The sequence below is a fragment of the Candidatus Zixiibacteriota bacterium genome, from assembly GCA_016933955.1.
Lineage (GTDB): Bacteria > Zixibacteria > MSB-5A5 > GN15 > PGXB01 > JAFGTT01.
Window position 1 is genome coordinate 52,744 of record JAFGTT010000018.1, and the last position, 20,903, is coordinate 73,646.

Genomic DNA, 20,903 nt, shown 5'->3' on the forward strand with positions numbered 1-20,903 from the left:
ATGGGGCAAGCGAACGGGAAAAAACGTCTCGATGAAATTCTGGTGGAAAAGGGATTGATTTCCGAGGGGGAGATCAAGGAAGCGCTTCTTCGCCAGAAAGCCCGGGGCGGGAAATTCGGCTCACAACTACTGTACTATAGATATATCGATGAAACCGGATTGGTCGAGGCTCTCAAAACCCAGTTGGAATGCGAGGGTGTAGTACTCTCCGGTCTCGAAATTCCCGAAATTATAATCAAGCTGATTCCGCAGAAGGTGGCCGAGGTGCGCCGGGTGATTCCGTTCGATTACAATCCCGATGAGAATGTAATCAAGATTGCCTGTCCCGATCCCAACGATCAGAGCCTGATCAATGAACTGAATTTCGTGGCCCGGGGCAAGAATGTAAAATTATACGTAGCCGCCGAAATCGCCATCACCACCGCCATAGCCCGTTTTTATCATGGTCAGGATATTACTCTGGAGGATAATCTCCTTCTGGAAATCCCCGATATCGCTACTGATACCGGCCGGATTCCAACCCTCGAGGAATCCGCCGCGCCGGAATTGAACGAAACCAATCGTCCGGCAATTCTTCTGGTGACCGACGAGATTTACACCGCGCCGCTTCTTCAATCCATCTTGGAACGGGATAACTATCGGGTGGTGATGACCGATTCGGCCGATGACGCCTACGATATTATCGGCGATATGAAATTCCAGTCGATGCTGGTCAAAGATACTGTCCCTGGTGACTATTTACGATTGATTGACCGGGTGCGGAAAATTTCTCCGGGGACAACCGTTCGGTACTACGGTAATACCGCCTCGCTCCTGCTTCAAAAGGAAGCCATAACGGTCGAAAGCGATCTGCTTCAGCGTAATCTGGACCTGTTCACCTCGCTATTGTCGTCTAAATCCAAACTGCCGATCAATCATGGCGGCCAGGTGGGCCATTATACCGAAAAGCTCTGCCGTGAACTGGGGCTTCCCGAAAAGGATCGGATGCTGATCACCAACGCCGCCTACATTCACGATCTGGCCCGGTTTTATTACCACAGTGAGGAGGCCGAGGACAACCGCAAGGTGGTGCAGTTGACTATCAAACTTCTGGCCTCTCTTAATTATCCCCCGGTGGTGCTGGAAATGTTGAAATCCATGTATCTCGACCTGAATGATAAATACACCCGGCATTTACCGATTGAAATTCTGGGCGGGAATATTTTAACCATTGTCGATCTTTTCTGTGACAGCACCCTGCAGTACGACCGGTTATCGCTGGATCGCTTCGATGCCATCAGGAAAAAACTCCGCGATATGATCGGCAAGCTTTTCCTGGCCGAAGTGGTCGAGGCCTTTATCGATTTGATCCAGGAGGAGATACTCGATCACGACACCTCGCGAAACAATGGCCAGGTGATGATTTACTGCAAGGACCTGCTGTTATTGCAGCCGCTCGAGATGCGCCTTAAGAACGAAGGATTCCGGACCGTTTCACATACCTCGACTACCTCCTTTATAGACCTCTATAAGCGTTCCAGGCCGGATATCATGATTCTGGTGGTGGCGGGCGAATCGCATGGGATAACGCTGTTTATCGATGAGCTGACCGAGGGCGGAATTGAATTCGAAAAAACGCCTACATTCCTTCTGACCGATACCAGTTCCATATCGCGGTTGACTGGTCTGCTGGAACGAGGGGTCGAGGATATCATCGCCCGGGATAACAATCTCGATATGCTGGTCACCAAAATCAGTAAATTCCAGGCTCGCAGTAAAACGCGGGTCAATAAGAGCGATGAAGTGGCTGGAGGAACCTCGGGCGCCCGCGGACGGCTGGCGGATATGAATCTGATAGATTTACTTCAGGCGCTCGGTCCCAGTCTGAAAACTGTCAAAATATCTGTCATAAACAGTGCCGCCGAAGGTGACCGCCTGACTATTTATCTCGATCGGGGTTCTTTGAGTTTTGCGCAACTGCGGGATCTGGTCGGGGCCGAGGCGGTTTACGAAGGGCTGACCTGGGGGGACGGAATCTGGACGGTGGAGCCAATTGGCCCGGAAAGTCTTCCTGCGCCCAACAATGATCTCTCCAACGAATCGATCCTGATGGAAGGATGCCGCTTGATGGATGAGAAACTTAAATCCGGCCAGTTGCTTTAAACCCTTATTCGGCCGATTTCTTGGCCGATTTTTCCCATAATTAATGGCCTCCATCATTCCGGGAAGGTCAGAAGGTCCACTGGGGGGCATGGAAATTGATGGAGGTCGTATGGTAGACTAAAATTAACTTACAAGAGTAATGACGAAGCCTTACAATTTTCGTGTAAATGGATGTTTTTTATTTGACAAAATAACCCGGTATCCGGGCTATAAGCCCCCAATGGTGTCCCCTCGCCAAAGGTCTTGTCTCAGAAATAATTATGATGTATATTTTAAAACCGAATTTACGTAAATTTAACCGGTGAGAGTGCAAGGCGAAATGGCGAAAAAAACGTTAATCATTATACTTCTGATAAGCGGCGTTATCATGCAGTCGGTTGCCTCTGAAGAAACCGCAGAAAGAAATAACTTCAGGCATTTAAAAATATCGTTTTCGGAACGCCTGCGATTGGTGACCTGGGACAATACCATAACCCTGGCCGATTCAGCCGCCCAAACCACCACTTTTACCCGTCACCGGACCAGCCTGATGGGGCAGTATTATCCTGATCCGAAAATGGAACTGGCCCTGAAACTGACCAACGAATTCCGCTATTATTTTATACCGGCCGACCGCGAATTCGAGATCGATGAGATTTTTGTCGATCAGCTTTATTTGAAATGGAATCTGAAAAAGCCGCTGGATGGGATTCTGACTCTTGGAAGACAGAATATTATGCTGGGTGAGGGGTTTATCGTAATGGACGGACATCCTCTGGACGGTTCCCGCTCGATTTATTTCAATGCCGCGCGGTTCGACTGGCGGATAACTCCCGGGCATGAACTAACCGTTTTTTACAGCTATCAGGAAGAAATCGATGAATGGCTTCCGGTGATAAACGAAGTTGACCAGGTTTTGGTCGAGCAACCCGAGGAAGGGATCGGTTTGTATTATTCCGGCAGGATAAACCGCTATGATATCCAGGGGTATTATGTTCGGAAAAATGTCGATGCCAACAATATCGATACGCTAGCATCGGAAATCAACACGATCGGGGGTCGGATTGTATCTCCATTGATTGAGAGTCTGTCGGTAACCGGCGAGGGAGCATTCCAGTTCGGCCAAGCGGGACAATATGATCGGGCCGCATTCGGGGGGTATTTTCATCTTGATTATAAAACGGTCTGGCCTTCGTATCTGCCGAAAATGATTCAGCTGGGAGTTATCTGCCTGAGCGGGGATAATCGGGCTACCGAGAAAGATGAAGGGTGGAATCCAATATTTGCCCGCTGGCCCAAGTGGAGCGAATCGTATATTTATACCCAGATCAAAGAGGACCGGGTGGCCTGGTGGACCAATCTGGCCTCGCTTTATGGCCGGTGCGATTTCGATTTCACTCCGAAGATTAACCTCAGTTTGCAATATCACCATTTGATGGCTCCGCGGGTGGCGGACCCGGAATCGGCTTTTCCCGGCGGAGATGGACATAACCGCGGTAACCTTTTCATCGGCCTGTTGAAATTCGTCATCGATAAGAACTTGACTGGTCATTTTCTGTGGGAAGGTTTTCTGCCCGGCAATTATTATTTTCATGGAGCCGACGGATACAGCTGGGTTCGGGCCGAACTCCTTTTCAAGGTCGGATAGACTTCAACTCCGTAATCAAACTATCGAGATCGTTTATCGGTATGGCTCCAATTTCAGCGAGAATCCCACGGTAGTTTTCAATTCCACGCCCGCCGGCAAGAATCGAAATATCGCCATTGAGTAGTTTTTTCAACCGACGCAGTTCCCGTACCAGAAGAGGATCATTTAAAGGATAAACAATACTCAGAATGACTACTGGTGCTTCCCTTGTATTGGCGGCATGGGCAATATCATCGGCAGGCATATCCGGCCCGAGATAAATCGGCCGCCAGCCCTCGAATGAGGACAGAATTGCCGCAATCATTGCCCCGAATTCATGGGTCTGACCGCGAGGCGTGGTGGCTATTAGAACAGGGGCAGAATGGGATAATCTGAGAGAAGACATCATCTCGCCCAGAAAAGTCCGAATAACCGCCGAAGCGAGATGCTCGTGAACAATTTTAAGACTGCCCCTGGCCCAGAGATTGCCAATTTCATACATCAGGGGCTGAATAACCTTTGTAATCAATACCCGCTGACTCAAATCAACCGAGGCGCGCAACAAAACCGCCTCCAGTTTGACGGAATCAAGTTCATGGATAGCCATAATGCAATTTTCGATGATTTCGCGTAACGGTTGCCCCGCTCCCGGGCCATTCAACTTTGAATCCTGATAAGGTATGGATGGTGATTTGGAATTTTCACCCAGCATATTCCGGAGTTCTCCAGTCGATAAACCGGCAATCTGACTGATACTTTCGCCGGATTCAGTGGCCTGATGCAGCAGTTTCAGTTTTTCAATATCCTCATCGGAATACAGCCTTTGGTTAGTACTCGATCGCTCCGGAAGGATAGCCCTGTAACGTCTCTCCCAAATCCTGATCAGATGGGGGGAGAGGCCGGTTTTTTTGGAGACGACTCTTATGGGGTGTTTTGCAATCATAATGTACCATACATATATTATTGTCAAAGTTTTGTCAAGGTATATAATGTAAACTTGCTTTAAATTGTTCCTTGTTACAATAGTATAACAATATAATTATGCCAATAGAAATTATAAACCATTGTAATATAATAAGATATTAAATATTCAAGATTCTTATACAATATGGGAACAATAATTAGACATTTTCTGTTATGATAGTCATGGAAGACAGAAAACACTAATGAAGGAGGATTTAAGATGAAATCGTTTAACATTATCGTGGCGGCGCTTCTGGTGATTGGCGGTCTGAATTGGGGGCTGGTTGGGCTTTTCAATTTTGATCTGGTCGAAAGCATTTTTGGCGACATGACTGCACTCAGTCGCATTGTTTATGGCCTGGTCGGTCTCAGTGCCCTGTATCAGATAATCCAATTCAAGTCAATTCAGCAGCGCACAAACGTTGTTTCAGAAAGTAATTAATCCGTAGGGCTGTGGTAATCAAAAGGGGCGGGCAATCAGCCCGCCCCGAAAAGAGGAAAATCAATTTATTATTAAGAGGTATGGAAAGATGTTAAGCAAAAGAATTATTGCAGGATTTACAGCCATCGTTTTAGGTTTGATCTTTGTCGCCGGATGCAGTGATGATGACAATAATCCCATGAAATCTGTTTCTAAGATGACTTCATCCATTCGTGTAATTCATGCCAGCTATGATGCGCCCGAGGTTGATATTCGGGTTGACGGAACCGTGGCCATCGGAGGACTTGGTTACGGGCAATCATCAGGATATGCCGAAATTTCTGATGGTGTGCGCAATATTTCGGTGACTCCGGCTGGTGCCAACTCACCGGTTGTGATTGAAGCCGATCTGGATCTTGAGGTAAACACCTCATACACTGTCTTCGCAGTTAACAATCTCGGTTCGATTGAGCCGGTGGTGGCGGTTGATGATCGGTCGCAAGTGCAGAGCAAGGCCAAGGTTCGTTTTCTTCATGCTTCGCCTGATGCCCCGGCGGTGGATATTAAATTGAACAGCGGCGACGGTCCGACCGTGTTTGTCAATAAGGCCTTCAAGGATATTACCGAGTATGCCGAGGTAGATCCCGGTTCTTATACTTTTGTGGTAACCCCGTCCGGAGACAATTCCGAAGTTCTTATTTTTGAACCAATTAATGTCACTGCCGGTGTGATCTACACTGCGGTGGCTCATGGGACACTGGACAATACCGACCTTTATGATTTGGCAGTCCGCATTTTCGTGGACAACAACGATGGCGACCTGTTTGTGGATTTGAAGCCGGCTGTCACCAAAGTCCTGGTGGCCCATGCTTCCCCTGATGCACCGGGGGTGGATTTATTGATTGACGACCTAGTGATAAACAATACCTCTCTGACCTTTCCCAACAATACCGGCTATCTCGATGTAAATGCCGGTGATCGGGGAGTTAAAGTTAATGTCAGCGGAAGCATGACAACGGTTATTAATGCCGGACTTAATCTTGATGCCGGTATGGCCTACTCCATTTTTGCAGTGAACAGCGTATCCAATATTGAGCCGCTGGTTCTGGTTGATGATCTGACGACTCCGGCGGCCGGCATGGCTCATATTCGCTTCCTGCATCTTTCTCCCGATGCTCCGGCGGTAGATATTACCCTGACTGACGATACGGTGGTTTTTGGAAACAAGGCTTTCAGAGATTATACTTCTTTTACACCGCTTAATGCCGGCTTGTATGATTTACAGGTAAGAGCCGCCGGGACTTCAATGGTCATCCTGAATCTGCCCGGAATCAATCTTGAGGATGGCAAGATTTATACTGTTTTTGCCAAAGGATTTCTGGCTGGCAGTGGTGACACAGCCATCGGGGCGGCGATCATTGTCAATAACTGATATTTTATCTTCAATTTTTAGTGTAGATGGCAAATGGCCGATCTGATTTCGGATCGGTCGTTTGCTTTGATGGTAATCGACACCACGAAGTCGAATCCCCGGGGCAATTGTCTATATTGGACCATCTCCGTATTTCGGCGAGTTTTGTGATTGTGGGTTATTACGATCAAAATTATCGTGTAATGTGAAAAGATTCACTTGCGCCGGCCGATTAAATTTTTTATTATTTAGAGCGAATTTGTCGATGTTTGCCAACATGAAAAACTTGCTTTGGGGTTAATAAAGGTCATGGGAGTCATAAAATTATATTCAGCAATTTCTGTTTTATTGATTTTTTTAGTATTTGTGTCAGGTCCGGCGATGGCCGTGGAAAGCGCCGATTGTCTTGAATGTCATGAAAAGACCACCGGTGAGAAAGAGAGCGGTTACGACCGCGCCATGGCCATGTCGATCCATGACGGCCTGGAGTGCATCGATTGCCATACCGGGATCAGCGATCTGCCGCATGATGAAGACCTGCCGAAAGTTGATTGCGGTACCTGTCATGATGAGGCCGCCAGGATTTACACCCAGCACGGGCGGATGAGCCTGAAGGACGGCTACGATATTCCCGAATGTATTGATTGCCACGGCAAACATGATATCCTTCCAGCGGCCGATAAAAACTCGAGAGTGAATCCAATCAACCTTCCCGAAACCTGCGGCCGCTGTCATGATGATATCGATCTGACCAAACGTCATGATATTCTGTACGGCAAAGCGGTGGAGCTTTATAAAAGCAGTGTTCATGGTCAGGCCGCGCTGGGCGGGGTGTATGTGGCGGCCACCTGCAACGACTGTCATTCCACCGGGGGCACGGCCCACCGGATTCTCGGCCCCGGTAACCCGGAATCGTCGATCAATCATTTTAATATTCCGAAAACCTGCGGCAAGTGCCACCAGAATGTGGAAAACGACTATTGGGAAGGTATCCACGGCAAGCTGGTCAAGCGGGGGGAAACGGATTCCCCGGTCTGTACCGATTGCCACGGCGAGCACGGTATCATTTCACCGAGCAACCCGGAATCCCGGGTGAGTCCCTCACGGGTGGCCGAGGCAACCTGTTCTCCGTGCCATGAGTCGGCCCGTCTCAACGAAAAATACGGTATTCCATCGGGACGGTTGCAAACCTATGTGGACAGCTACCATGGCTTGAAAAGCAAGGCGGGCGACCTGACCGTGGCCAACTGCGCCTCCTGTCACGGGGCCCATCGCATTCTGCCGCACACCGATCCGACGTCCTCGATTTACCCGGCCAATCTCCAGGAAACTTGCGGCCACTGCCATCCCGGAATTACGGCGGAAATGGCCAAAACACCCATTCATAGTACCCCCGGAATATCCCAGACGCCGGTGGCCGGTATTGTCAAGAGTATTTATATCGTGGTAATTACTCTGATAATCGGTCTGATGGTGGTTCACTGGCTACTTGATTTGCGCAAGAAGCTCAAACAGGTCAGCGAAGGCGATCAGGTCAGGCGGATGACGATCGGCGAGGTCTGGCAGCATACGTTCCTGATGGTTTCCTTTATTGTTCTGGTCATTTCCGGATTCGCTCTCCGGTTTTATAATTCCTGGTGGGTCAATACCCTGTTCGGCTGGGAGGGCGGATTTCCTTTGCGGGGAATCATACATCGGGTCGCGGCCGTGGTTTTTGTCTTAACCGCTATCTGGCATGTGGTATATTTATTCTCACCGCGGGGCAAGCAATTCCTGAAGGATATGATGCCGGGTTTGAGAGATTTTCACGGCTTTGTGAAAACTATTCTGTACAATATCGGTATCGGCAAAATTAAGCCGGGATTCGGGCGTTTCAGCTATGTCGAGAAAGCGGAATACTGGGCCCTGGTCTGGGGGACAGTGATTATGATCATCAGCGGCTTTTTCCTCTGGTTCGACAATTTCGCGGTGGAATGGTTCCCCAAGGGATTTCTGGATGTGGTCCTGGTGATTCATTATTATGAAGCCTGGCTCGCTTTCCTGGCCATTCTCATCTGGCATATGTATTCGACCATCTTCAATCCCGATGTATACCCCATGAATCCTTCCTGGTACACCGGCAAGATGCCCAGGAGAATGTACGAACATGAACATGCCGAAGATTTGAAACTGACGGGAACACCGACAATTACCCCGGATGAAAATAAAAGCGGGGATATGCCCGATCATAAAGGCTGATCGTAATAGATATGGGCGGGAATAACAGGCGGCAGTTGATTCCGGCCGGGATAATGGCGGCGGCTCTGCTTGTTGGCTGGATATGGCTCCCGGTTTTGCCGGCCGCGGGGCAATTGATCAATGATTGTCTGACCTGTCATGAAGACCCCAACCTCACCGGCGAGCGGGATGGCCGGCAGATTTCCGTTTATCTCGATATCGGAAAATACCGGAAGTCGATGCATGGTGAAATGGAATGTATCGACTGCCACAGCGACCTTGACGGGGTAGAGGATTTTTCCCATACCGAACGACTGGAACCGGTCGATTGCGGTCTTTGTCATGTTGAAATCGCGGAAATATACAACGGCAGTCTCCACGGCCGGGCGGTGAAAGAGGGGGGCAGGCTGGCCCCGAGATGCGCCGATTGTCACGGCGCCCATGATATTCTGGCCGTTTCTTCACCCGATTCCCGGGTGACCAAATTCAATATACCTTTTGTCTGCAGTCGCTGTCACAAGGAAGGAACGGCCGTTTCGGAAACGTATGATATCCCGCAGGACAGTATCCTCATCCATTATTCGGAGTTGATTCATGGGGTGGGGCTGTTTAAGCAGGGTTTGACGGTAACGGCAGTATGTTTAGTTTCTGTATATGAAAGAAAAATACTATGAAAAAATTGAAATTCCCGCGACTGGCCTATAACTGGTTGAGCGGAATAGGGATTGTCGGCGCCGTCATAACCATTCTCCTGATGACTTTTCTTTATGTGATCGGGATATTTACCCGGGTTACCAATCCTTATCTGGGGATATTTCTTTACATGGTTCTGCCTCCGATCCTGGTGGTCTCGCTGTTGCTTATTCCTCTGGGGATGTTTCGAACCTGGCGACGGGTCCGGAAAACCGGGGAGGTCAGCTATCCCAGCTGGCCCTATGTGGACCTGAATCAGAAAAGCCACCGTAATGCCGCCCTGGTATTCATTCTCGGCACCGGATTGTTTGTCCTGGTCAGCGCCGTGGGGGGATACGAAGCCTATCATTATTCCGAATCGGTCGCTTTTTGCGGTAAGACTTGCCATACGGTCATGAAACCGGAGTTCACAGCATACCAGAATTCACCTCATGCCCGGGTGGCCTGCGTGGCCTGTCATGTCGGTCCGGGGGCGGACTGGTTCGCAAAATCGAAAATATCGGGGCTTTATCAGGTTTATGCCGTCATAGCGAATGTTTACCCGAGGCCGATTGAAACCCCGATTAGAAATCTTCGTCCGGCCCGGGAAACCTGCGAGCAGTGTCATTGGCCGGCCAAGTTTTTCGGAGGCCAGCAACGCGTTTTCAACCATTACATGTATGATCATGATAATACCCGCTGGTCGATCAATCTGCTGGTTAAAACCGGCGGTGGTAACCCCGAAGTCGGTCGTCCCTCCGGTATCCACTGGCATACCTTCCTGACCAATAATATCGAGTACATCGCCCGTGACCGGCAATTGCAGAATATCCCCTGGGTCAGGGCCACCAATATCGAAACCGGGAAAGCAACGGTTTACCGGGACAAGGAGAATCCGTTGAGTGATGAGGAAATCGCGGCCGCAACTCCGCGCCGGTTCGACTGCATGGATTGCCACAATCGCCCCAGTCATATATATCATTCTCCGGATTATGACGCCGATATAGCCATGGAGGCCGGACGGATCAATACGACTCTACCGGATATCAAGCAAGTTGCGGTCAAAGCGATGGCGGCCAAATATGAGAATGATACGGCCGCTACCAACGGTATCGCGGGAGCCATTACCGAATATTACCGCGATCATTATCCGGAAATAATTAAAACCCGTCCGGATGATATCAACGATGCTATCGCCGCGGTGCAGGATAAGTATGCACAGAGTATTTTCCCGGAGATGAAAGTCCGCTGGGAGGTTTATCCCGATAATATCGGCCATTTTATCAGTCCCGGATGTATGCGCTGTCACACCGGTAGCCTGACCACCGAGGACGGCCATATCCTTTCCCGTGACTGTACTATCTGTCATACGATTATTTCGCAGGGAAAAGACGGTGCAACCGTTATGGCGACTTCGCCCGATGGTCTTGAGTTTGTTCACCCGGAAGATATTGACGAAGCCTGGAAAGAAATGAATTGCAACGAGTGCCACAGCGGCACTCAACCATAGTGATTATTGGTCTTGAGGTGGTTTGATTTCGCGGTCGGATTTTATTTCTTCAAACGATTGTGAAGCTCCAGCCAGTCGCGCATCTCCCGGACATTTTTAGCCATGTACCAGCGGCCGTTGGCAAAAACGCCATAATCGGCTCCCATCATGGCCGCCGCGAACCGGGTGGAATTGACATAGAACAACCACTGCTCGGTCCATTGTTTCTCGATAGCCTCATCGAAAATAATCGATCCCTGGGGTAAACCCAGGGCTAATCCCTCGGTCCAGATGGTGGTCATCAGATCGGTGGCCTGCCAGGTCATTTCATTGGTCGTCTCCACCGCCCGATCCAGGGCGGCGAAATGCCCCTCGGTCCAGGTTGTTGAATGACACGCCCGACAAACCTTCTGCATATTATGCAATCTTTTTTCCTGTTCCTTCCGGTCAATCAAAAATTCCTCGACCGGTTCACCGGTTAATTCCGTCGGTAGCGGAAAACCGGCCTTATTGGTGATAATGGAGGTATTGGGTGTGGCCGGGTGAGGATGAGAATAAATCAACCCGAACAACCGCTGTGGCAGGCGATCGTTCATGCGGTGGGTCCGTTCGGATATGATTGTTCCATCCTTATCGGTAACCAGGCTGATATGACAGACGGCGCAGGTGGGGGCGGCGAAATCACGGCCGGCGGTCCAGGGAACCGGTTCAAAATCCCAGTGGCTGTTTTGAGAAAAGAATACATTTCCATGTTTGCTGACCTGGTAAACCGGGTAGGCCGGGACATCGGGTCCCTTATGGCACTGGGCGCAAGTGTACGGCTTGCGGGCGGTTTCAATGGAAAAAACATGGCGCGTGTGACAGGCGGTACAAGCCCCGAAAGAACCATCGGGATTGATCCGTCCCACCCCCTGATTGGGCCAACCCTCCAGCACCGGGAATTCCAGGGTCCCCAAATCGGTTTCACGTTTGGCCGTTCCGGTTACCCGGATTTCGGTGCCATGGCAGGACAGGCACGACGACATATCGGTGAGCGGATCTGATTCACCGGTGGTCAGTTGATTGTCGATCAGTTCCGGAAGACCATTGATTTCATTGACCATGGTTTGATAAAGGTCATTCTGCGTCAGATTGATATTAGCGAAGGACATGATGTTTTTCGAATACTGTTCCCACTCGGCGGGATGGCAGACGGCGCAATCATTGGGCGATACCACCGCATGGACCGGGTAATCGAAATGCTCGAAGGTATCCTCATGTTCGCCGGGCAGAAGAGTATGGCATTCGGCACACCCGACCACCGTCCCGGTCAGGTACCCGGGCGAATCACTGATCGAAACCCGGCGCTCAATCTCGGGCAACAGGAGCGCTTCGGCCGGAGTCATCCGGGCATGACGACTGTGGTACCAATCCTCCACCAGTCCCGGCATCAGGTCGGCGTGACAGTCGAGGCAGGCCTGAGTGGCCGGACTGATATCGCCCGCTCTGACGCCCGCCAGAAGCAAAAATCCGATAACAGCTGTACCGATGGTTATGTGAAATTTTTTCATGATGCCATAAAATAAGAAAAACATTTATTCACTTTCCGTCAAAAATTATGAGGGAAAGCTAAAAAATCACACGCTTTTAGTCAAGTTGTTCCAATAAAAAAGCACCCCGTCGCGGAGCGCTTAAAATTCTGTCGAAAAAGAATTATTTGCCTTCCGTGGCCTCTTTCTTTTCCTCTTTGACCGGTTTAGCGTGAATGCCGGTTTTCATCATCTCGGCGAAATTATAAGCCTCTTTGGGTCGGAATTCCTCCGGGACATTTTCATTATGGCATTTCTTGCAGGTGTTTTCATCGGGAATCAACAGCCCATTGGCAATGGCCTGCTCACGATCCTTCATAATGCTCATTTTCTTGTAATCATTTCCCGCACCATGACAGGCTTCACACTGCACCCCGGTCAGCAGTTCACCCTCGGTGGTGGTACCGGTGGAATGACAGCCGATGCACTTCTCATTCTTCTGCGCCTTCTCGTCGAGACTTTCCCAGGCCTTGGCATGTTTGGTCTCCAGCCATGAGGGATAAACGCCGTCTTTCTTGTGGCATATTTTGCACTTGTCCACCCCGGCAAAATCGTGTTTCGGTTTTTCCTCGGATGCCCAGACCATGGTGAAAACGAACAACAGGCTTACCGCCATCATTAAAATTGCCAGATTTTTCACTGTTCAGCCTCCTGGATTGTATTATGCGGTTTTAATATTTCCCTGTAATTTCCTCATGATCATTATACAAAACGGATCCGACCGGAGCAACATTTTTTTAGATATTTATTATTCAGGTCAAGTTTAACCTTGACTGGATGACTCCTATTTATTAGACTCCTTACAAGTTAGTTAATTACAACTACTCCAGGGACAAATGGGCTGTAGAGAGAGACTTACCGCCGCCGATCGGCGGCGGCAAATGGTGTTCGGGGCAAGGTTGCTTTTATCCAAATATGAATTCAATCCTGTATCTGTGTATCGAACGGCGATTGCCCATCGTTTTAACCCGCCCGCTTTGAATTGTAACTCGCCCTTCAAAGGAAATCTGTACCTTCAGGTAATGGAATCTGCCGGAGATAATGGAAATAATATAGCCTTTATCACTCGGGCCGAAAGAATTTCCCGGTCGGAAATGGTGAAAGAATTCATATTGGAACCGATCAAATTTGGTTTTCTTTTTCAGATATTGTGAATAAAGGGATTTAAATAAACTGCTCGGCTAAGTCAACTGATTTGAGAGGAATGCCTATGAAAAAAAAGATAGGACTCGCGGCTTTGCCGGTAAGGGTCTTTAGGGTTATGCTGACGCTTGGCATAATCTGGATGTTTTCGGCATCGGCATTAGCCATGTCCACGCCTCCCGGAGCCCTTCTGGTCGGAGATGAAACCTGCCTGAGTTGCCATGATCAAATCGGCGAGGAATTCGCCAAAACGCTTCATGGTACGATTGCGGAATTGCAATCATCGAATCGGGCGATCACCTGCGAATCATGTCACGGTCCGGGATCGGTTCATGCCGATGAATCCGATCCGGAGAAAATTATTAATCCCGCCAAAGGCGATCAGTTCGGTTCAGTGACCTGTCTCGGTTGCCACAGCGGCGAAAAGTTTGATGACTGGACGTTTGCTCAGCATAATACGGCTGATGTCAACTGCTCCAGTTGTCATACCATTCATGCCGAACACCGGCCCCGATCGGCTGACAACATCCAGGAAAAGTGCTACGGCTGTCACAGTGATGTCAGAGCGGCGTCGTTCATGCCGTCGCACCACCCGGTGCGGGAGGGCAAGATGACCTGCCTCGATTGTCACAATCCGCATGGCGGTCAGGCGACCCTGACAATGGAGAATACCGGCCGGGAACTGTGTTTCAGCTGTCATCCGGAGAAGGAAGGGCCGTTTGTTTACGAGCATGCTCCGGTCAATGAGGATTGCATGGTTTGCCATACGCCTCATGGTTCGGTGGCGGATAACCTGTTGATCCAGACCGAACCGGCTCTCTGCCTTAACTGCCATGCCATGCATTTCCATGCCACGATCGAGGGGTGGGACGGCAATTTCACCGTGCCTCTGGCTCCCGAACGGGCGGGTTACTCGACTCCCGACGGCTGGAAAAAAGGCATGCTGACCAAATGCACCCAGTGTCACACTGAGATTCACGGTTCCGATTTGCCATCTCAGGCAATTTCAACCTCAGGCAACGCCCTGACAAGATAGGAGGGGGGAAAATGAGAAAAGGACTACCGATGATCGTTCTCAGTCTCCTGCTTATTATTGTCCCGGCCCTGATGGTATTCGGACAAACAGGCGTGACTGAAGAGAAATACTCGCTCTGGGTGGGCGGACATTATACCGATCTGACCGACTATGCCAAAAAAGTCGGTGAGTACAATCTCGACAAGGATGAATTCGTGCCGGAATTGAAATTTGATTATTACATGCGCGGGAACGGGCAGATTTTCTCGTTATACGGTCACTACTACGATGAGAAAAACGCCCGGGGCGAGTTATCGACGATCGTGGGCGACCGTTTCAAAGCCGATATCCGTTACCGTTCCATGTTGCACCGGAAAGGACAGGATCTCCTGACCAACCTGGAAACGCGCGAGGCCGGCGGAGGGAAAATTCTCACCCATGAGATTCTCGATCCCCGGGCCGACTATAATGTTCATCGCAAGGAGATCCAGACCGATGTCGAGATACTCCTGGCGCGGGAACATAATCTCAAACTGATAGCGGCGCATCGAACCATCCTGCAAACCGGGACGGAGCAAAAGATCGGGGCCACCCATTGTTTCAGCTGTCATGTCACCTCGCAGAGTGCCACGGTTGACAAGGTGAGCCACCAGATTATCGCCGCTCTCCAGGGTGAGATTGGACGGAATACGGTCGGTTATGAATTCGGGTACCGGATTTTCGAATCGAAGGCGCCCGAAGTCGGGGCGTATTTCGATCCCGCGGTCCATCCGGTGACCGGTGCTTCGGGAGCGGAATTCAGCTCCCGCATGATATACAGTGATACTATTTTGCCGATCGGAACCTATCCGAAAACGGAGAAAATGTCACATAAGGTGCGGATTAAGGGTGATCTGGGGAAAGGAAAGTACGCCGGTTCGCTCAGCTACAGCGAGGCGACCAACCGGAAAACGGATCTTTCAAGCACCGCGTGGGTGGGCTCGTTTAACTACGCCTGGCCGCTCAATCAGAAAACCCGGCTGATCGCCCGGGTAACGGGTACCAGGTTGCGGGCCGATGATCCGTTTATCGATCTGCCCCTGTTTCGGGCCGGACGCGGCGGGCCGCAGATAGACTTCAGTTTCACGCGCTGGTCATCACTCGACCGGGCCGATGCCCGCGGATCGCTGGAACTTATTTCCCGCTTGACCAAAAAGACGACCGCCTCGGTCATGCTGGAATATGATCGGATTGATCGTTATGATTACCCCGAGGCCGACGGCCTGACCACCAACCGGTTTATCGGCCAGGTCAAGATGCAGTACCGCAAGGGACTGAAATATGCCACGACTGTCAAGTACCGGTTCGAAAAAACATCCGATCCGTTTGTCTCGGGTCGCGGTCTGTTCGAGCGGCCGGGACGCGATGAACTGGAGCAACTGGTGCCGGGCTTTGCCTTTATTTTCTATTTCCAGAGGGAGGACCTCCGGTATCAGACTATCACCAGCCTGCCGACCGACGAACACATCTTCGAATGGAGTTCCACCTGGCGGCCGGATAAGAAGATCAACCTGACGGTCGGACTGAAAGGGAAATACGACAAGAACGGCGATCTTGATTCCCTGGATGTCAACCACCTGTCGCTTCAGCCCAACCTGGCGGTTAATCTGATCCCCAGTCCGAAATGGGCGGTCACCCTCGGCGGGACCCACGCCTATTTCAAATCGCGCGGGCCGGTGACAGTGGCGCTGTTCGACGGCTGAGCGGGCCATATTTCTACCGACACCGTGGGTGTCGGTCCGCTTACCGTCTTAGCCAAACATTACGGCTCCGAGTATGCCATGGTCGATTACAAAACCAATTCTCTGAATCTTTATCTCAATTCATCGTACACCTATTCGCCCCGACTGCAACTGTTCGCCACCCTGACATTCAGCCAGTCGAAGGCGGAACTCGACCAGGTTATCATGCCCAGTATAACAGAACGACTCTACAACGATTTCATCGGCGGGACCGACCTGACCCATCAGGATTTCTCGTTCGATGAGATGCATGAGTACTCAAACCTGGATTACCGTTTGCTGGGTCTGTCACTCGGGCTGGAATATGAGATCTCGGCCGGTCTGACCTGGACGGCTGACGGTCAGTATTATGATCTGATCGATGACCAGGGGTACGTGTATGGAGACGAATCCGGATCGCTGTTTATTATCCGGACCGGATTCAATTATGATTTATAACCGGTAAGACTTAGTCGAGTATCGTCGCTGACGAGAAAAGGCCGCCGGACCAACCGGCGGCCTTTTTGTATCGTATACTACATTTTATGGAAGGTTTTAATGAGCCTTGACCAGCTCCGTATTAATCCCGGTTGTCCCGCCGGCAACTACTTTACCGACCACTATGCCTTCCATATATTCGATGGAACTTTCCAGAAGATCAACGATATACCAGGGATTATGCACGCCCATGGAGCGATCTTCCTCGATCATCACATAGTTGTACAGGGCCCCGGCCGTACCCACGTCGGAAATGGTCGTGGTAACCGGGTAACCGTCGGCACCCACGACACCGGCATCATAGAGCAATTCTTCCAAATCCGCCAGCAATTCCTCGACCTCGGTCTGAATGCCTTCATAATCGAAATTGGCCGCTTCGGTATGGCAGGTCTGGCAAACCCCGACCAGAGTGGTCCCGGATTCTTCATCGACCATATTAAAACTGTGGCCGCCGATTTTGTAACTGATATGGGTCTGCGGATTACCCATATGGCAGCCTATACAGCCGCTGTTATCTGAGATATTGGCATGGCCGGTATTGCGATAATCGTATCCGGCATATTCGTAGCCGTTGCTGGCATTGAGCAGGTCGCCCTGCGGACCGTGATGCGGTCCCCAGTACCTGCTGACCTCTATGCCAGAGGTAATCGATGCGGCATCGATAAAGGAATGGTGGCAATTGACACAGAGGTTGGCCGGACCATGGTCGAAGGTATCGCCGTTGGCCAGGGTATAGGCGTCATCCGCGCGGAGGGACAGGTTACCTCGGGTATGCGGGGCATGACAGGTGAAACAGTGAATGGAACTGACCTGGTCGTACGGCGCATTGGTCTCACCCGTACTCAAGTAATCCAGAAATCCCTGATGATCGTGACACTGGGTGCAGTTGGCTCCCTCCCGGTTGGTGTAATCGACATTGTTGCCGGAAGCGTGGACAGAATTCTGCCATTCACCCTGGGCCGCCAGAATATACCCGTCATCTCCGTGACAGGTGAAACAACTGCTCAAGGAAGCCTGGTCGCCGCCATCTTCGTTGACAACCTTTCGCTCGCAGCCGCCACCGAAAATCACAAGCGCCGCCAGAGTCAGGATGGCTGACATTACTTTAGTTGCTCTCATAGTAGTTCTCTCCTAATAGGATAGAATTTTTGTTAAACTTATTTCCACTATATTGGCCGTGTAATATTGATCCCTGACCAGAAAATCATCGAAATTGTCGACATTATAAACAACCGCCAAGAGGTAGTCTTTTTTAATCCGATAACTGCCGCTGAACCGCAGGGTGAAATGCTCGACATCGAGATCCCGGTGGCTGCGATAATATACGGCTCCAAATCCCGTCGTCAGGCCATGATATTCTTCGAAAGTGATATCGCCATGAACCAGGTGATCGCGGAATTCGAAAACCTGTTCCTCGTTGCGGTATTTGCCTTTGGAGAAAGAATAGCCGCAGGTCAGGTCGGCGTATTCCAGCGCCGTCAAGACATTGTCGACCGTGACGCGGGAGAAATCGACCTTACTCCCGAGTTGATCGTTTTTCCGTATTTTGTTTTCGAATTTGAGTGTCAGGGAGCCCGTTTCGGGCAGAGAATAGCGCCCGCTGATTTTAAATCGGTTGCGGTCCGCATCTCCCAGCAGACGGCTTCCATCTTCAACCGTTTCGGACCGGTAACCGTACTCACCCCGGAATTCCAGTACCGGTAACGGCATCAGCCAGCCTGATGAATACATCGAATTGGCTTGGACTTCATCCTCGAAATCGTCATTGATATCATGCTGGTATCCGGCGGTCAATCCGGCCATTCCCGGCCAGGTGTGAGTCACGTAAAAGGTGTTGGAGATGTTATCGGTCGCCACATAATCGCTGTCGGAAAGACTCCGATCAAAGACGACATAATAATTGACATCGAAATTTTCAGGTAGTTTCAGCCTGATACCGCCCCAGACATTATTAGAGCTGATAGCGAAATCGGTGGTTTTGTATTTGGTTTCGAAATGCCGGAATCCGCCGCTGAGAACGGCCCACTCATAACGGGGGACCGGGACAATACCGACCAGATTGACCCGGCTCAGTTTTTGATCTCTGGTTGCATCGTTGTTGTCGGTATAACTGCCGGTTTTGTACTCTGCCTGGACCATCCGTCCATAATAGTTCACTCTCAAACCGAAATTATAGGCGTGCTGATCGTAATCGAGGTCCTCGGGCGGGGCTGCTCCGGCGGCATCGAACAATTCCGCTACCCGGCCGTTGCGGCCGATCCATTCACCCCCGCTGAAAAGCCGGATATACCGGTGGGGGTTAATCCAGACCGATGTTCCGGTGCGGTGACGCCGGACATAACTGCCGCCGTCGAAATCGTAAATCCGGCGGTACTGGTTGTTGAACATCCGGACCCCGAACAGCCCGGATTTTTCCAGGCCGAAATTCAGATTCCGGTTGTTGAGCGTCAACCTCTGCAAATCGGCCGACAGGCGCATCCCGTTGTCGAAACCATATCGGAATTTTTCCAGGGACAGGTCGAATCCCTCGTAGCAATTGAAGGTGGATTGGTTAACCGACAGGTTGCCCTCCTCGTCCATGATGGTATAGCCTATCTTAACCTGACCGACGCCGCTTCCGGCCAAGGTTGGCGCACCGGTTACGATCCAGAGCAGGAGGGAAAAACATAAGGCTTTAGATCTGTGCATTCTCACCTCCTTACCTGTTCATTATATGACAGCCGGATTGATAACAATCCGGGAATAATTTCGTACCCAGATCGGGATCCAGAAAAAAACGATTATCATAGGAACCATGAATATCCGTATGGCAGTCGACACAGGCCAGTTTTGTTCCCAACCCGCTGTGTTCGATCCGATGCCCGGGAGGCGTCCCGTGGCACTGCAAACAGGTTCCGTTACCGGGCTGATTGAGCAGGCGATCATTCGGCGATCCATGCGGCCGGTGACATTCGGTACAACCGCCGCCATTGACCAGGTGAGTGTAGGCAACCGGATGTTCGTGCACGAACGGTCCGGCCTTATCGCTGTGACAGCTCTGGCAGGTCCAGTCGAGCCCGACCGCCAATTCGGGATCTTTCGTTCCCTCAAGGCTGTGGCAGTCGATACAACTGATATTGCCCGAAGCCAGCGGGTGAGCCGATCGCGCGTTGAATTCCGCGGCCACCCCGGTATGACACGACAGACATTTGTCCGGCATATCATCCCTACCGGTTTTCGCCTCATTCATCCGGTGAATGGTGTGGCAGGATAAGCAGTTGACATCGGTTCGATTGTGAGGATTGGTCGATATCATTGCCGCCTGATGAGCCGTCGTGTGACAACGACTGCAAACCTCGGCCAGATCGACTGCCGAATAACTGCGCGGATCGGCGACGGTTTCTCTGGATGGTTCCTCGAGATGTGCCTCCCAGCCGTCGTGGCAACCGATACAGCCGACCGTCACGGGTGAATTTAAATCGGTCGTACGGCTCAATTGATGCACCGTTCCGGACAGCGAGGCCGACTTATCTTCATGACAGTCGAGACATGATTGTGATTTTTTGATCATATCCTGACTGGTGTATATTTCTACCGTCGATGCAATCGATATGCCGGTCAGCAGAAGGACCATCGCCCCAGATAGAATTCTGAAATTTTTGCCCGACATTGTAACTCCAAGGTTGGTCGTTTATTTAAGTAGGTTGCCGGACAAAGAGCCATATGTCGGTTTGCAGATGCAGTCTGCCCCTGTCAGCAGTAATTCCATGATTCTCTCTACCCGGTTGGTTTGTTTACTTATTGTGCAGTTAGTCATAAATCACACCCGAATTTAATTTACTAATCGACAAAAATCAATAGAAATAATCCATTTTATCCTGTATTATTTCGGTTTTTAAAATGTACTTAAGGGTATAGATAATGCTCTTTAACAATCATCTGAAAATGTGATTAAAACTACCCCTGCTGTTTACTCCTGTGTCTTGAAAATACACGTATCCCCGAGTCGCGTCAAGCCG

The 20,903-nt window shown here is 50.5% G+C and carries 16 protein-coding genes; 10 read left to right on the plus strand and 6 right to left on the minus strand.

Annotation, left to right across the window (positions count from 1 at the left end):
* A complete protein-coding gene (locus JXQ28_06385; GenBank protein ID MBN2277356.1) occupies nucleotides 1–2,142 on the plus strand; it encodes a DUF4388 domain-containing protein in 2,142 nt (713 codons plus the stop codon).
* 319 nt (nucleotides 2,143–2,461) lie between these two features.
* Nucleotides 2,462–3,769 carry an alginate export family protein gene (locus tag JXQ28_06390; protein MBN2277357.1) on the plus strand — a complete coding sequence of 436 codons (1,308 nt, stop codon included), beginning with the start codon at nucleotides 2,462–2,464 and terminating at the stop codon, nucleotides 3,767–3,769.
* On the opposite strand, the gene JXQ28_06395 is transcribed toward JXQ28_06390, so the two are convergent.
* Nucleotides 3,756–4,691 carry a MerR family transcriptional regulator gene (locus JXQ28_06395; GenBank protein MBN2277358.1) on the minus strand — a complete coding sequence of 312 codons (936 nt, stop codon included), beginning with the start codon at nucleotides 4,689–4,691 and terminating at the stop codon, nucleotides 3,756–3,758. The genes JXQ28_06390 and JXQ28_06395 overlap by 14 nt on opposite strands.
* Nucleotides 4,692–4,931: 240 nt before the next feature.
* Between JXQ28_06395 and JXQ28_06400 the strand changes: the two genes are divergently transcribed.
* From JXQ28_06400 to JXQ28_06420, 5 genes are all read left to right on the plus strand, one after another.
* On the plus strand, nucleotides 4,932–5,153 hold the full coding sequence (locus JXQ28_06400; GenBank protein ID MBN2277359.1) for a DUF378 domain-containing protein: 222 nt from the start codon (nucleotides 4,932–4,934) through the stop codon (nucleotides 5,151–5,153).
* 88 nt (nucleotides 5,154–5,241) lie between these two features.
* Nucleotides 5,242–6,564: a DUF4397 domain-containing protein gene (locus JXQ28_06405; protein MBN2277360.1), complete on the plus strand. Its 1,323-nt coding sequence runs from the start codon at nucleotides 5,242–5,244 to the stop codon at nucleotides 6,562–6,564.
* Nucleotides 6,565–6,930: 366 nt separating this feature from the next.
* Nucleotides 6,931–8,781: a cytochrome c3 family protein gene (locus JXQ28_06410; protein ID MBN2277361.1), complete on the plus strand. Its 1,851-nt coding sequence runs from the start codon at nucleotides 6,931–6,933 to the stop codon at nucleotides 8,779–8,781.
* Nucleotides 8,782–8,792: 11 nt separating this feature from the next.
* On the plus strand, nucleotides 8,793–9,434 hold the full coding sequence (locus JXQ28_06415) for a cytochrome c3 family protein (GenBank protein ID MBN2277362.1): 642 nt from the start codon (nucleotides 8,793–8,795) through the stop codon (nucleotides 9,432–9,434).
* Nucleotides 9,431–10,942 (plus strand): NapC/NirT family cytochrome c, encoded by a 1,512-nt coding sequence (locus JXQ28_06420; protein ID MBN2277363.1) that lies wholly within the window; start codon nucleotides 9,431–9,433, stop codon nucleotides 10,940–10,942. The genes JXQ28_06415 and JXQ28_06420 overlap by 4 nt, the downstream gene beginning before the upstream one ends.
* A 41-nt stretch (nucleotides 10,943–10,983) precedes the next feature.
* Here JXQ28_06420 and JXQ28_06425 read toward each other — a convergent pair whose 3' ends face one another.
* Together JXQ28_06425 and JXQ28_06430 are read right to left on the minus strand one after the other, a co-directional pair.
* Nucleotides 10,984–12,471: a hydroxylamine oxidase gene (locus tag JXQ28_06425; protein MBN2277364.1), complete on the minus strand. Its 1,488-nt coding sequence runs from the start codon at nucleotides 12,469–12,471 to the stop codon at nucleotides 10,984–10,986.
* A gap of 142 nt (nucleotides 12,472–12,613) precedes the next feature.
* Nucleotides 12,614–13,129, minus strand: coding sequence for a cytochrome c3 family protein (locus tag JXQ28_06430; GenBank protein ID MBN2277365.1), 516 nt, complete (start codon nucleotides 13,127–13,129; stop codon nucleotides 12,614–12,616).
* A gap of 570 nt (nucleotides 13,130–13,699) precedes the next feature.
* On the opposite strand from JXQ28_06430, the gene JXQ28_06435 reads away from it, so the two are divergent.
* The 3 genes from JXQ28_06435 to JXQ28_06445 all read left to right on the plus strand — a co-directional run bounded on the left by JXQ28_06435 (nucleotide 13,700) and on the right by JXQ28_06445 (nucleotide 16,866).
* Nucleotides 13,700–14,668, plus strand: coding sequence for a DmsE family decaheme c-type cytochrome (locus tag JXQ28_06435; protein MBN2277366.1), 969 nt, complete (start codon nucleotides 13,700–13,702; stop codon nucleotides 14,666–14,668).
* A gap of 11 nt (nucleotides 14,669–14,679) precedes the next feature.
* Entirely contained in the window at nucleotides 14,680–16,389 is a 1,710-nt protein-coding gene (locus JXQ28_06440) for a hypothetical protein (protein MBN2277367.1), read from the plus strand.
* Nucleotides 16,390–16,467: 78 nt separating this feature from the next.
* Nucleotides 16,468–16,866, plus strand: a complete 399-nt coding sequence (locus JXQ28_06445) for a hypothetical protein (GenBank protein ID MBN2277368.1) — start codon at nucleotides 16,468–16,470, stop codon at nucleotides 16,864–16,866.
* A gap of 96 nt (nucleotides 16,867–16,962) precedes the next feature.
* Here JXQ28_06445 and JXQ28_06450 read toward each other — a convergent pair whose 3' ends face one another.
* Genes JXQ28_06450 through JXQ28_06460 form a run of 3 tightly spaced genes read right to left on the minus strand, consistent with a single transcriptional unit; the run spans nucleotide 16,963 to nucleotide 20,554 of the window.
* Nucleotides 16,963–18,024 (minus strand): hypothetical protein, encoded by a 1,062-nt coding sequence (locus tag JXQ28_06450; GenBank protein MBN2277369.1) that lies wholly within the window; start codon nucleotides 18,022–18,024, stop codon nucleotides 16,963–16,965.
* Between the two features lie 12 nt (nucleotides 18,025–18,036).
* Nucleotides 18,037–19,593, minus strand: a complete 1,557-nt coding sequence (locus JXQ28_06455; GenBank protein ID MBN2277370.1) for a hypothetical protein — start codon at nucleotides 19,591–19,593, stop codon at nucleotides 18,037–18,039.
* A gap of 10 nt (nucleotides 19,594–19,603) precedes the next feature.
* Entirely contained in the window at nucleotides 19,604–20,554 is a 951-nt protein-coding gene (locus JXQ28_06460; protein ID MBN2277371.1) for a cytochrome c3 family protein, read from the minus strand.
* Nucleotides 20,555–20,903: the final 349 nt, after the last annotated feature.

Coding starts and splice junctions, on each gene's coding strand:
- JXQ28_06440 (MBN2277367.1), top strand. CDS start 14,680: ATGAGAAAAGGACTACCGATGATCGTTCTCAGTCTCCTGCTTATTATT.
- JXQ28_06405 (MBN2277360.1), top strand. CDS start 5,242: ATGTTAAGCAAAAGAATTATTGCAGGATTTACAGCCATCGTTTTAGGT.
- JXQ28_06385 (MBN2277356.1), top strand. CDS start 1: ATGGGGCAAGCGAACGGGAAAAAACGTCTCGATGAAATTCTGGTGGAA.
- JXQ28_06400 (MBN2277359.1), top strand. CDS start 4,932: ATGAAATCGTTTAACATTATCGTGGCGGCGCTTCTGGTGATTGGCGGT.
- JXQ28_06460 (MBN2277371.1), bottom strand. CDS start 20,554: ATGTCGGGCAAAAATTTCAGAATTCTATCTGGGGCGATGGTCCTTCTG.
- JXQ28_06390 (MBN2277357.1), top strand. CDS start 2,462: ATGGCGAAAAAAACGTTAATCATTATACTTCTGATAAGCGGCGTTATC.
- JXQ28_06395 (MBN2277358.1), bottom strand. CDS start 4,691: ATGATTGCAAAACACCCCATAAGAGTCGTCTCCAAAAAAACCGGCCTC.
- JXQ28_06450 (MBN2277369.1), bottom strand. CDS start 18,024: ATGAGAGCAACTAAAGTAATGTCAGCCATCCTGACTCTGGCGGCGCTT.
- JXQ28_06455 (MBN2277370.1), bottom strand. CDS start 19,593: ATGCACAGATCTAAAGCCTTATGTTTTTCCCTCCTGCTCTGGATCGTA.
- JXQ28_06415 (MBN2277362.1), top strand. CDS start 8,793: ATGGGCGGGAATAACAGGCGGCAGTTGATTCCGGCCGGGATAATGGCG.
- JXQ28_06425 (MBN2277364.1), bottom strand. CDS start 12,471: ATGAAAAAATTTCACATAACCATCGGTACAGCTGTTATCGGATTTTTG.
- JXQ28_06445 (MBN2277368.1), top strand. CDS start 16,468: ATGGTCGATTACAAAACCAATTCTCTGAATCTTTATCTCAATTCATCG.
- JXQ28_06420 (MBN2277363.1), top strand. CDS start 9,431: ATGAAAAAATTGAAATTCCCGCGACTGGCCTATAACTGGTTGAGCGGA.
- JXQ28_06435 (MBN2277366.1), top strand. CDS start 13,700: ATGAAAAAAAAGATAGGACTCGCGGCTTTGCCGGTAAGGGTCTTTAGG.